Consider the following 12,062-nt stretch of genomic DNA (forward strand, 5'->3'; position numbering starts at 1 on the left):
GTCAGTGAACCAAGGCGCTGCCCGCCCCTGTCCGTTGGGGAGCGATTTCGAGGGCGGCTACGGTCTTTGGCCAGTCAGCGAACGCACCGGCACTTCTGAGCCTGTGCAAGAGCTCTGCCGGGGTATCTTGGTCGAGCACTGGCTGCGCAAAGATGCAGCAGACGCGGCGGGCCATTGCTTCGGACGGTTGTGCAACCGCTCTGCGAGTGTTCGGCCCGGCAGCGAGAATAGCGCCGAGCGCGTCCAGTGTATCGCACGCGCGCATGACCTCCAGAGAGCCCACCGGGGCTGCCTGGAACAGCCACCCTAGCGCCTGGACATCCGGCATTGCCGGTGGCTGCAATGATGCCTTGCCGGCCAGCGGCCCGCGCAGCGGTGCCGCCTCGGCATCGCCCAGCCGCTCCATCACGAACACCGCGTGCTCTTCCACATCGGCCAATGGCTCGCCCAGCGCGATCGCAGTGCGATAGGCGGTCTCTGCCTCGGCAAAGTGGCCTTGCTCCTTCTCCATGTGGCCAAGCTGGGTCCAGTAGCTGCGCTGATACGGATAGAGCGCCAGCGCGCGGGTGTAGTCCTCGGCCGCCTCGGCCCACTTGCGTTCATCGCGGGCCCAGTCGCCCTGCTGCACCAGCGCCCGGAACCGCTCGTCGCTGAGCGCCGAATGCTGCGAGGAATCGATCATCCGCGCTCGGTTCGATGTGTCGACGGGCACTGGATCAGCCTCTGTATCGGCCCCGATCAGTTCCTTGTAAGTGGCATAAGCCTGCTCGAAATCGCCGAACTGCTGCAACCTGCCTTCGTGCAGGATCGCCCAGCGGTTGCAGTGTTCTCGCAAGTATCCGGCATCGTGCGAGATGATGATCATCGCCCGGTCGCTGCGCACCTCGAAAAGCTCGCGATTGCAGCGATCATGGAAGCGCGCGTCACCGACGGCCCCGATTTCGTCGATGAGGAAACAGTCGAACTCGATGATCATGGAAATGGCAAACGCCAGCCTCGCGCGCATGCCGGACGAATAAGTCCGCACCGGTTCGCGCAGATAGGGCCCCAGTTCGGCGAAATCCTCGACGAAGGCGAGGTTGCGTGCGAAATCCTGGTCGTAGACCGAGGTGATGAAACGGACGTTGTCGATACCGGTAAGCTGCGGCTGGAATGCACCGCCGAAGGCCAGCGGCCACGAGACCGACATGCTGCGTTCGATTGAACCCGAAGTTGGCTTTTCCGCTCCGCTGACCAGCCGGATTAGAGTCGACTTGCCCGCGCCGTTGCGACCGAGGATGCCTAACCGTTCACCCTTTGCCAGCTCGAAGTCGATCCCTTCGAGCACGCGCTTCTGGCCGAACCGGGTCGGATAACTCTTATGGAGGTCGCGGACACGGATCATTCGGGCACCACCCGGCGAGCAACCCAGCGTTCTGTCAGCAAGGCTGCCACCGACAGCGTGAGGTTGACGCTGACGAGATAGCCGATGTCGTAGATCGCCCGCGCCTGCGATCCGAACCAGCCTTCACGTACCAGCTCGACGCCGTGCACCGTCGGGATCCACAGCACGATTTCCTGCGCAAACACAGGCAGTGCATCGACCAGGAAGGCCGCCCCGGAAAGCGGGAAAAGCAGGTAGGAAAACGGGTGCCACAGCTTGTCCACCAGCTCGCTCTCATGCGAAAGCGCGCCAAGGAAAGTCGCCAGAGCGGAGCCAAACCATGCCAGCAGCAACCAACCGCCAGCAACAGTCAGGAAGTCCTCCGGCGGGGTCAACATCCCGACGGACATAAGAACGAGCGCAAGCACCGCGAAGGAAATGGTCGCTCCGCCGAATTCCAGCAGCAGCCGCGCAAAGTAGACGTCCAGCACCTTGATGTTGCGGTGGTACATCAGCGACAGGTTCGCCCACAGCGCGCCGATGCAGCGGCCCGGCATGTTCCGCCACAGCAGCACACTGGAATAGCCGGTCAACGCGAAGGCGACGATCGGCAGGTCGCTGCCGTGGACGGATTTGGTCGCAGTCCACAACGCAGTGACACCGAGCGTGAACAGCATGGGTTCCACGAACAGCCACAGGAAGCCGATGTTGTGCCGGCCGTAGCGCGTGAGCATCTCGCGTACGAGCAACGCACCGATAATGCGCTTGTTGCTTCGCAGGCTATCGACCAGCGTGGCCGGGCGAGGTGCGCTGCTCGCCATCAGTCGCGGTGCTCGCGAATACCCACCAGCAACATGGACAGCACGCCCCAGGCCAGCAGGCCCAGCAGCAAGGTAGCGAAGATATTACGCCAGCGGCGGGGATAGGTGGCGTAGTCAGGCAGCGAGGGGTTGGCGATCCGTTCGACATAGGCCTGCTTGCGCCGCGCCTCGGCTTGGGCATCCTGCAGAGAGGCCAGCGCTATGGCGAGCTGCTGTTCGGCAAATTGCGAGGCCAGCGTCAGCTCCTGATAACGCGCGGCATTGGCGGAGAGCGAACCCGATCCGCCGGCGATACGCTTGGTCTGCCGCGCAATTTCGCGCTCCAACTCAGCGACCTGGGTCTTGAGGAAGGGAATTTGCGATGCGCGCGGGGTGTAGGTCCGCATCTGCAGCAACTGGGTGCGGGTCGCGATCAGCTCTTCCTGGAGTTGGGAGATAGTTTGCAGGCCCACTTTGGCCTGCATTTCAGGGTCGATAACGCCTTGCCGATCACGAAATGTGGCCAGAGCCAACGAAGCGCTCTTCGCTTCCCTGCGGGCGTCGATCACCTCCAGCTCCGAGAAGCTGATAGCGTCGGTCCGCGCCCGCTCAGAAAGCAAGTTGACCAGCGCTTCGGATCGCCGCAGCAAACGCTCATTGATCTCCTTGGCGGCCTGCGGATCGAAGGCTTCGACCCGCAGCCGCAGAACCAGCACGCTCTGGCCATCCTCGATCGCCAGCTTCTCGCCGAAATATTCGTACAGCTCTTCGAAGCTGTCACCACCGAGGCCGCCGAAGCGATCGACGAAGAAGATGTCGCCCTTGCCATATGCATTGCGGACAAAGCCGTCCTTGTCGATCTCCTCCAGCGCTGCGCGCGAGCGGAGGAATTCGCGCACGGCGTTGCTTTCCTCTGTCGCCCCGGTGATCGCACTGGCGCCGAAGACAGAGCCGAGTGGCGAGGTATCGGGCTTCGACGGGCTACGCACGATGATGCGCGATTCGGAGACATAGATGTCCTCCGCCAGTGCACCGAAATAGACCACCGCCAACAAGGTCGGCAGCGCTACCACCGCCAGGAATAGCGGGCTGATGGATTTTAACCTGTCCAGCACTGTGATTCTCGACCCCGTCATCCCGCCCACAAGGTGACTTTGTAGGGGCGATTGCGGTCAGGGGCAAAACCCTTCGCTTCGATTCCGCTTTGCAGACCTTCCAGCCAGGCGTCGAGGCTCGTGAAGTGCTCCGACCAGCTCGGAGGATGGAACTGCGCCATCAGTCCCATTTGCCGTTTGCGTCCAGGGCCGTCCTCGCAAAACTCCGCAATCGCATCGGTCCAGCCATCGACATCATGGGAAGCGAGCAGCCTGGGTATCCCTTGTCCGATTTCGCGAAAGCTCGGCAAGTCGCTGGCAATCACCGGAACCCGCAGCTTGAGCGCTTCAACCATCGGCAGGCCGAAACCCTCGGCCATGGTCGGCAACAAGGCTGCGCGCGCGCTGACCAAAAGCCGCGCGAGTTCGCCGTCGTCAAGGTTGGTCCTGACTTCCACAACCCGGCGCAGGCGCAGGTCCGTCGCCAACTTGGCGCGCACCTCGCCCGATCCGATCCCCCAATTCCCGGCGAGGACCAGCTTCGGAGCATGATTGCCCATTCTGGCAACAAGCTGCGACCATACCTTGAGCAACAAGTGATGGTTCTTGCGCCTTTCGATCGTGCCAATGGCAACGAAAGTCGGAATGCGACTTGGCGAAGACCGCAGCGGCACTGGCAACCGCGCCCCGGCAATGGGTGCTGCCAGCATCGGTGGCAGCGACAAACCTTCGCGGGTAGCAAAGCCCCTGACTTCGGCCGCAGTGGCGTTGGAATTGACGATTATCCCGGCCGCTTCCTGCAAGGCGCGAACCACCCTTCCTCGATGGCGCGCGGTCTTGTGCGGCGTTGTCACGTGCGGATGAGTGACCGGAATCAAGTCGTGCAGCAGGTAGATCGGACGAAGACCTCGACGCTCCACCCAACGCCAATGGGCGTCGAGATCGAAATCGGAGTGCCCGACGTTGAGATAGAGTGAGCCGCGTGTAAGCTCCCGATCGACCGGGCGAGCCAGCTGCCGCAGGTGCAACGCCGCGAATGTACGGCGGAATTGGCTCGTTGGGGCATCCAGCGCTGCAAAGAGGCGGATGGAGGCTGCGCGATCAAACACGATCGGGCGTCCGCGCACTTGCAACACTGCCAAGGCTTCGCCTGCAAAATGTGCGGCATAGGCATCGCACACGCGATCGATACCACTGGGTGTGCGCCCGCTCCACCGGCGCCCTGCCGAACGGGTCAGATCAAGGAGCAGCGGGGCCGTCATGACACCGCCGCCTCCGCAGCGAAAATCTCCGGCAACTCGGCTCGGACCTGCGATGTCGCCATCTCCAGCATCGGCGGATCATCGATATCAATCCACCACGCTTCGCCAATATCGACACTCGCAGCCTGACCCCTATCAGCGAGCCGCTGCATACCGTCCGACAATGACCCCGGCATTCCGTCATGGATCGCCGACTGGATGGCCTCCGGCAGCGCCTGCGAAGCGCGGAACACCCCGCAGTCGACAGCATCATAAGTTGTCAGGTGTTTGCCGATCCGGTCGATCGTGCCGTCAATACGGGTTGCCACCCAGGTCGCATCGTCGGGATCGATCAATGGCGAGGTCAAGCGGCGATCGATGGCCAGCAACGCGCGATCCTCCACCGGCCCAGCTGCCATCATCTTCGCCAGGATCGAGCGAGCAAAGACGTGATCTGCCATTTGCAGCAGGAATTCGCCCTTGAAATCCGCAGCACCGGCAATGACCGAATAGCCATTGGGCCTGCCATGGTCGGCGACCCGTCGCGCCTCCACTGCGATACCCGACCTGCGCGCTATGGCAGGTAGCTCCGCTTCGATCTCCTCGGCGTGGTAGCCGGTGGCGACGACGACCCGCTTAACTCCGACACTCGCCAGCTGGCGCACGCCGATCTCCAGCAAGGACAATCCATGCAGCTGCGTGAGCGGCTTGCAAGGCTCGACCCGCCTGAGGCGGCTGCCAAGTCCGGCGGCGAGGATCAGCGCGTCCATGTTTCGCCAGGCCTCGCCTATTCAGCCGCCTGGACGTGACGCGCGACATATTCGTCTAGCATGCGGCCTGCGGTATCTTCGTCAATCTGCTGCGGCGGGTGCTTGCAGTAATAGGCGCTCGGCGCGATCAGTGCGCCGCTATCGCCATTGTCGAGCGCAAACTTGCAGAAGCGGATCGCATCCATCACGCAAGCTGCGGCATTGGGGCTGTCCTCAACCGCGAGCCGCAACTCCAGCTCAACCGGGACATCGCCCCACTGCGTGCCCTCCAGCCGCAGGAAACACAGCTTGTTGTCCTTCTGCCACGGGACATACTCGGACGGGCCGATCTGGATATTCTCGTCGGCAAGGCGTTGAGCGAGCGCTGCCTGCACAGCCTCGGTCTTCGATTCCTTCTTACTCGTCAGCCGCTGGCGATCGAGCATGTTCATGAAATCGGTATTGCCGCCGGTATTGAGCTGGTAGGTCCGTTCCACTGTCACACCGCGAGTGGTGAAGAGGCTGGACAGTGTTCGGTGGACGATAGTGGCCCCGATCTGGGCCTTGATATCGTCACCCACGATCGGGAGTCCGCGTTCGCGGAACCGTGCTTCCCATTCCGGGTCACTGGCAACGAAGACCGGGATGCAGTTAACCACCGCAACACCGGCTTCGAGCGCGCATTCCATGTAGAATTCGCTCGCATCTTGCGAGCCGACCGGGAGGAAATTCAAAAGGATTTCGGCTTTCGTATCCCGTAGGGCCGCGACCATTTCGGCTTGCGTCGCATCGGGACCGTCGGCGATCATGAAACCACGCTCACCGGCCTCGGTCATGTGGTCCGCGACGCCATCGAGCACACGTCCACGGATAACTCTAGCTCCGGTCTTGGGCACGTCGCTACAAAAGACCTTGGTGTTGTTGGGTGCAGCAAAGATCGCTTCGGCAATGTCCTTGCCGACCTTGCGGGCATCAACGTCGACACCAAGCACAAATGCCACGTCGCCGGCGGAATAGCCGCCGATATAATCGTGTATCAGACCCTGGGTCGAAGTGCCGCGCGCATAATGCGCTGCACCCTGCACAAGCGAACTTGCGCAGTTGCCGATGCCGACAATGGCAACCCGAATTGCTGTCATAGACCCAAAAACCTCAACTCAATTCACAGCGAAGCATGCTCGCCAAAAGGCGCTGACAGACGCATAACGTCCAACCCCGGTTTTTCTTTCGTCAGCCCCGTATTTCCTGCGGGTGCCGCGATGCGACCTTTTGCCACTAGTCGAAAATCATTTGGCGAAGGGACCGTTCCGTTAGCCATGAATCACCCAATCGCCAATGCCTTCATAGCGCCTGGAACGCGTTTCAACTCGACTATGGCGCAAATTCGGCCCGGTCAGTCTTCTTCACCGCCGGATACTCCGACAGCCGCGAATGTCTGCCGACTATTGCATGAGCGGACGATGAATTGCCACTTGCGCCTGCTTCGCCGAGCCGCGATGGCTGCGTGTTGCATGCCGTCCGTCTGCCTCGACTGCCGCTATATCAGACCCCGCCCCAGCGGGATTGGAGCCGTTGTGCAGGCGCTGGTCGAATATTTGCCGGACCTGGCACCGGACTGGCACTTTACTTTCCTACGCCATTCCTCGCACGGTGCACGATTGTCGCTCGCACCGAATGTCAGCGAGATTGAGCTAAGGGCCGGGGCCAACAGCCCGACAACCATGTGGTGGCTTCCACGGATGGTCGAATTTGATCGGTTCGACCTGTTCCACGGCCCTGCCAACATTCTCCCGCGCGGGGTACCGATCCCGTGCGTTACAACGATCCACGATATCATGTGGCTGGATGACCCGGCCTTGTGCAAACCCGGTCTGAAGAGACGCATCCAGGGGGCATTCTATCGCCATGGTATCCGCCGGGCGCTGGATCACTCGGCCGCCTTGGTGACTGTCAGTGAAGCTACTCGCCGCGCGATCCTCGCCCACCGTCCGGAGTTGGCGGAGCGCATTTTCACGGCCCCACCGGGCGTGTCCAATCGCTTTCGCCCGCACACCAGCTGTTCAGACAGGCTGCCCAACGTCGGCACCCCGATCTCTGATTATGTTCTCACAGTGGGTCAGTCTGCACCCTACAAGAACCACGTCGGTGCTGTGCGCGGTTTCGCCGCAGCCTTTGCGGACAGACCGGAGATACATCTCATTATTGTCCAGCGGCAGGGAGCAGGCGCGAGCCAATTGACCAGTCTTGCTCACGATCTTGGCGTTGGCGGTCGGGTCCATTGCCTCTCACCACAGGATGATGACGCTCTTGCGGCCTTGTATGCCGGGGCGCTTGCCCTGCTGCACCCTTCGCTCTGCGAAGGATTTGGCATGCCACTGGCCGAAGCCATGGCGAGCGGGTGCCCGATAGTGACCAGCAATGTCTCCGCCATGCCGGAAGTGACCGCCGGAGCCGCCCTGCTTGTCGATCCCCGCGACCCTGCAACCATCGGAGCCGCTCTGCGCAGGATCCTCGACGAACCGGGATTGGCTGTATCGCTTCGGGAAAGAGGGCTCGTTCGGGCCAGACAGATGGACCGACGCAAGTTCGCGCAAGCCAATCTGGAAATCTATCGCCGTATCCTTGCCGGGAGTTAGAGCATTGCGCGCAGGCTCGAGAGTATCTTGCGAGATCGAACCACAGTCGCAAGCAGGAGCAGGTTGAGCACCACCAACTCGAAGGCAAAATACCACAGGGGCGAGCCGGCGAACATGGAGAGCCCCAGCGCGATCGTACGGTAATTCGACCCCAGCAGCGTGCTTCCTGAGAGTGGTTCCGGCCCCAGCTCAAGTATCCTCGCGCGCAGCGCCTCGCCGCGGACGGGGTCGGTCAAGGCGGCTTCAACCTCCTGGTCGTACGGCGCAAACCAGCCGGACACCACGAGGTAGGCCCGACCCAACCTGCCAAGGCCTTTCCCCGCAGCGCTTTCGCCCGTGGAGCCCAGCCAAGGCACGCCGTGGATCCAGTTCAAATAGCGCCGCCGCTGCGACTGATGGAAGCTGGCCTGCAATATGTGGCTAACCCCTCCACCCAGCATCAGCGCCCACGCTAGCCACCCGGCGTCCTGCGCGGCCATGCTGCCCAACATCAGGTATAGGACGAGGTGCCCGCTATAATCGCACAAACCGTCGACGATCTCCCCGGTGGGGCTGGCCTTTCCCGTCAGCCGCGCAAGATCGCCGTCGGCCCCGTCCAGTACATGCCAAGACATATGCAGCACCAACCCCAGCAGTGCCGTCCAGGGCCAGCCAGGCTGCACATAGGCAATACCCGCCAGGACAATCGCCATCCCTCCTCCGACCGACACCATGTTGGGTGTCACGGGTGTGCGCGCCAGCAGGCGCGCCAGCCGGGCCGCAAGCGGATGGTAAAGCGCCCGGTCGAGCGGGTTCTGCAGCGCCTTCACGCGGGTCTGAAGAGCTGTCGTCATCATGCAGTTGGTTCGCAGTACCCTTGCGGCCTGTCCGGCTTGCGCTTGGCAGCCTCGCCTGTAGATGGCGATGCAACCGCCAACGCGAATTTGCAAGCTGCTTGAAAGGCCAGCTCAAGGCCATGTCCGCAACCGCCCCTTTATGCATTCTGTTCGCGAGCGAGCGAGCGGCCAACAGCCTTGTTGCCGGTATTCCAGCGGCTGCAAGGGGCATGATGCAGTTGCACAAGTCCAATGCCAAGCACCCCGTCGTCATCGCTGTTCCGGGCGGCTGGGAACCCAGCAGCCTCTGCCGCAGCGAGTTGGAGCGGCTCGCACCTGGCACTGTCCTCCATCCGACCGATAGCGACATTGTGGAGGCGGCAGGATGGATTGGCGGCGCTGCAGTGCAGAGCATGACGGACGACGAAATGCGCAACATCGCCGACAGTTGGACCGACGTTGTCGCCGCTGATGTCGCCGGGCTCAATCAGGCTGCCCACCGGATCGTAGCATCGACCGGGAAGCCAGGCGACGGGATCGTCTCGCGGCATCTCAACCGCCCGATTTCGCAGGCCATCACCCGGATCGTCCTGCGCTGGCCGGGTGCCCGCCCCTGGCACGCGACCTTGGCAGCTGGGCTGGTCGGCCTGATCATGCTGGCATGCCTGCTGTTTGGCGGAGCAGCCGGGCTGCTGGCCGGTGCCGCGCTATTCCAGCTGGCTTCGATCATCGACGGTGTCGATGGGGAGATGGCCCGGGCTACATTCCGCAGCTCGGCCCGAGGCGCGATGATGGACAGCCTGACCGACGCCGCAACCAATCTCGGGTTCGTCGGCGGTGTCAGCTACAATGTCTACATGAACGGTGACCAGTCGGCAGGTTTGGCAGGCGCACTGGCCTGCCTCATCCTTGCCAATGGCAGCGCCATGCTCGGCTGGCAATCGCGCCGCGATGACGCCAACTTCACCTTCGATGGCCTCAAGCATCGGTTCGGGGCACGGCCATCGCGGATCCGGCAATGGCTCACATGGATCGCCATGCGCGACTTCTATGCCTTTGCCGCGTTTGTCATGATCATGCTGGGAGGTGCGACCTTGCTGCTTTATGCCTTCGCCATAATTACTGCCGGCTGGTTCGCGGTGCTGTGTGCATTCCTTCCGAATTGGAAGAAACCGGGCGAGAGTTCATAGCAGGCGCAAGTATATCCCAACCTCCCGGCAGTCCCGCGTTGCCACCGGAGAGTTTTCGACTTAGCGCGGGCGAAGCTATTCATGGGGGTCGCCGGTGGCGCTAAATCCAACCTATTTCATTATCAACCGCGCTGGCATCTCGCAGGACATCATCGACCTGCTACTGGCACTCGCAGATGAAGCGTTCCGCCTGTGGGGTGCCGTGCTGGCCGGCGACGCCGATGTGGCAGTGCGGGTCGAGCTGCTCGACACGACTTCCAGCGGACGCGCACAGGGCGGCTGGGGCAATGGCACAAATATCGGACAGCTCGACGGTGTGAACGTCATCATTGGCGCCCCGGCCCACGAGCTGCAGACAGGCCAGAACGTCAGCAACGGCGGCCATGACATTATCCTTCAGTTCTCGCGCGATTACCTGCTCAACGAACTGTTCCTCGACCCAACCCCGCAAACGCGCGACGATATTCCGTCCGACCGCACCGACGGTCTCAGTGTGTTGTTGCATGAAATCGGGCACGCCTTGGGCTTCATCGGTTACTACAACACCGACACCAATTCGCAGGGAAATTTCGCGACAGTCTATGACCTTCGCCGACTGGATATCGCCGGGGAGGATTACTTTCGCGGTCCCAATGTCGAGGCTTTGCTGGGCGGCGATCTCGAGCTGACGGTCGGCAACTACACCCACTATGGCAACAGCAATGCTTTCCCGGGCAACACCGACGATCCATTGACCGGGCTCATGAACGGTGTGGTGTTCTATCGCGGCTTTGCCTATTCAATCGGCGATCTCGACCTCGCGGTTCTGGCCGACACAGGGCTAGGCACGATCCTCGACGACATTCTCGAGAACCCTCTTCAGACGCATTTCCGCGGCGGGCTCGGCAATGACCGGATCACAGGGAGCGAAATCGATAACTTCCTGTTCGGGGACCAGGGCAACGACACACTCCGTGGGCTCGGCGGTAGCGACGAGCTATACGGCGGGGCAGGTGCCGACACCCTCGACGGTGGCGACGGGCAGGACCTGCTCAATGGCGGGCGCGGTACCGACACGATCGAAGGCGGATCAAACATCGATACCGCTGTCGTGAGCGGCAACAGCGCGAATTACACCGTGACTCAGACGTCCACGGGCGTGTTCGAAGTATCGGGGCCCGACGGCACCGATACGCTGACGGGGGTCGAATATCTGAGATTCGGCAATACGACTGTGCGGCTGCTCCCCGGCACTGGCGTATCGGTGAATTTCGAGACAGCCGATCCTTCAGTCTACCAGGGTGCCATGAACGCCATTCGCGATTTCGACGGCAATGCCCTAGGCGGCAACGGATCCTGGCTGCGGATCGGCGCGGCCGACGTCAATGGCGATGGCGATATCGACCAGATCCTCGTCAATGACGCTATCGGCCGCTTCGCCACGGTTGGCACAGCGCCCGACGGACTGGTTTATTTCGACGATTACAGCTGGGCCGGCGAGACGCGGGTAGCAGGTATCTATGTAGATCCACTGGTGGAGAGTGGCGATGTCGTTGCCGGCAGCGACGATGACAGCCAGCAGCGTTTCCAGAACGACCTCGCGATCGAGAATATCAACCGCGTGCTGGGTGCCGACGACTATGACGGCGATGGCTTGCAGGAGGTCTATTTCGCGCTCACCGACGGCACAGCCTACCTCCACGCCTATATGCATGCCGACGGCAATATCCGTTATGCCAATTACCAGTCGCAGCAGCAGGTCATCGATTTCCTCACCGCCAATGGCTACGACGAAAACACCTGGGCAGGCTGGTTCCCGAGCACACAGGAAGAACCGGGCGCGGACAAGGCGGAAGACGATGCCGCAATCCTCCGCCCTCAGATCGTTGCCCTCACATCCTTCGATTTCTGGGATGCCACGCCATTCATGGCCGAGCAGGTCGAATTGCCGCAGATCCAGCCGGTAGAAACCTTCGCCTGATCCGCGCAGCGGATTCGAGGTTCGAAACACAAATCCGCGCAGCCGGAGTATGTAACCGCCAGGCAAGCGACCACCAATAGTATGGCCGCTGAGCGATACGGCCCTGGCCAGCTTGGCAACTTCCTTGCCCAGGCCACAGCCTAGGAGACGGCTGGTATGATCACTCGCACCACTGCCTTTGGGTTCTAGCATCGCCCAGCACCGGCACCCCCGG

Annotated in this window: 10 protein-coding genes; 3 read left to right on the forward strand and 7 right to left on the reverse strand. The window is 61.9% G+C overall.

Translation table 11 applies throughout. The features are described 5' to 3' along the window. Nucleotide 1: 1 nt before the first annotated feature. The 6 genes from QPW08_RS14735 to QPW08_RS12455 are packed head-to-tail and all read right to left on the reverse strand — an operon-like array spanning nt 2 to nt 6,386. Nucleotides 2–1,384 (reverse strand): ATP-binding cassette domain-containing protein, encoded by a 1,383-nt coding sequence (locus tag QPW08_RS14735; protein ID WP_326521308.1) that lies wholly within the window; start codon nt 1,382–1,384, stop codon nt 2–4. Then, nucleotides 1,381–2,184: an ABC transporter permease gene (locus tag QPW08_RS12435; RefSeq protein WP_284126130.1), complete on the reverse strand. Its 804-nt coding sequence runs from the start codon at nt 2,182–2,184 to the stop codon at nt 1,381–1,383. Before QPW08_RS12435 ends, QPW08_RS14735 begins: the two co-directional genes overlap by 4 nt. Beyond that, nucleotides 2,184–3,299 carry a hypothetical protein gene (locus QPW08_RS12440; RefSeq protein WP_284126131.1) on the reverse strand — a complete coding sequence of 372 codons (1,116 nt, stop codon included), beginning with the start codon at nt 3,297–3,299 and terminating at the stop codon, nt 2,184–2,186. Before QPW08_RS12440 ends, QPW08_RS12435 begins: the two co-directional genes overlap by 1 nt. Then, on the reverse strand, nt 3,296–4,519 hold the full coding sequence (locus QPW08_RS12445) for a glycosyltransferase (RefSeq protein ID WP_284126132.1): 1,224 nt from the start codon (nt 4,517–4,519) through the stop codon (nt 3,296–3,298). Before QPW08_RS12445 ends, QPW08_RS12440 begins: the two co-directional genes overlap by 4 nt. Then, nucleotides 4,516–5,268, reverse strand: a complete 753-nt coding sequence (locus QPW08_RS12450; RefSeq protein WP_284126133.1) for a phosphocholine cytidylyltransferase family protein — start codon at nt 5,266–5,268, stop codon at nt 4,516–4,518. The genes QPW08_RS12445 and QPW08_RS12450 overlap by 4 nt, the downstream gene beginning before the upstream one ends. A gap of 17 nt (nt 5,269–5,285) precedes the next feature. Then, on the reverse strand, nt 5,286–6,386 hold the full coding sequence (locus QPW08_RS12455) for an inositol-3-phosphate synthase (RefSeq protein ID WP_284126134.1): 1,101 nt from the start codon (nt 6,384–6,386) through the stop codon (nt 5,286–5,288). Nucleotides 6,387–6,758: 372 nt separating this feature from the next. Between QPW08_RS12455 and QPW08_RS12460 the strand changes: the two genes are divergently transcribed. Continuing rightward, nucleotides 6,759–7,883, forward strand: coding sequence for a glycosyltransferase family 4 protein (locus tag QPW08_RS12460; RefSeq protein WP_284126135.1), 1,125 nt, complete (start codon nt 6,759–6,761; stop codon nt 7,881–7,883). On the opposite strand, the gene QPW08_RS12465 is transcribed toward QPW08_RS12460, so the two are convergent. Continuing rightward, on the reverse strand, nt 7,880–8,716 hold the full coding sequence (locus tag QPW08_RS12465) for a CDP-alcohol phosphatidyltransferase family protein (RefSeq protein ID WP_284126136.1): 837 nt from the start codon (nt 8,714–8,716) through the stop codon (nt 7,880–7,882). The genes QPW08_RS12460 and QPW08_RS12465 overlap by 4 nt on opposite strands. Nucleotides 8,717–8,838: 122 nt before the next feature. Here QPW08_RS12465 and QPW08_RS12470 point away from each other — a divergent pair, with 122 nt between their 5' ends. After that, a complete protein-coding gene (locus QPW08_RS12470) occupies nt 8,839–9,888 on the forward strand; it encodes a CDP-alcohol phosphatidyltransferase family protein (protein ID WP_284126137.1) in 1,050 nt (349 codons plus the stop codon). Nucleotides 9,889–9,982: 94 nt separating this feature from the next. Next, the gene (locus QPW08_RS12475) at nt 9,983–11,848 is read left to right on the forward strand and encodes a calcium-binding protein (RefSeq protein ID WP_284126138.1); all 1,866 of its coding nucleotides are present in this window, start codon (nt 9,983–9,985) and stop codon (nt 11,846–11,848) included. The last annotated feature ends 214 nt before the right edge of the window (nt 11,849–12,062 follow it).

Source organism: Parerythrobacter aestuarii, assembly GCF_030140925.1.
GTDB classification, from domain to species: domain Bacteria; phylum Pseudomonadota; class Alphaproteobacteria; order Sphingomonadales; family Sphingomonadaceae; genus Parerythrobacter; species Parerythrobacter aestuarii.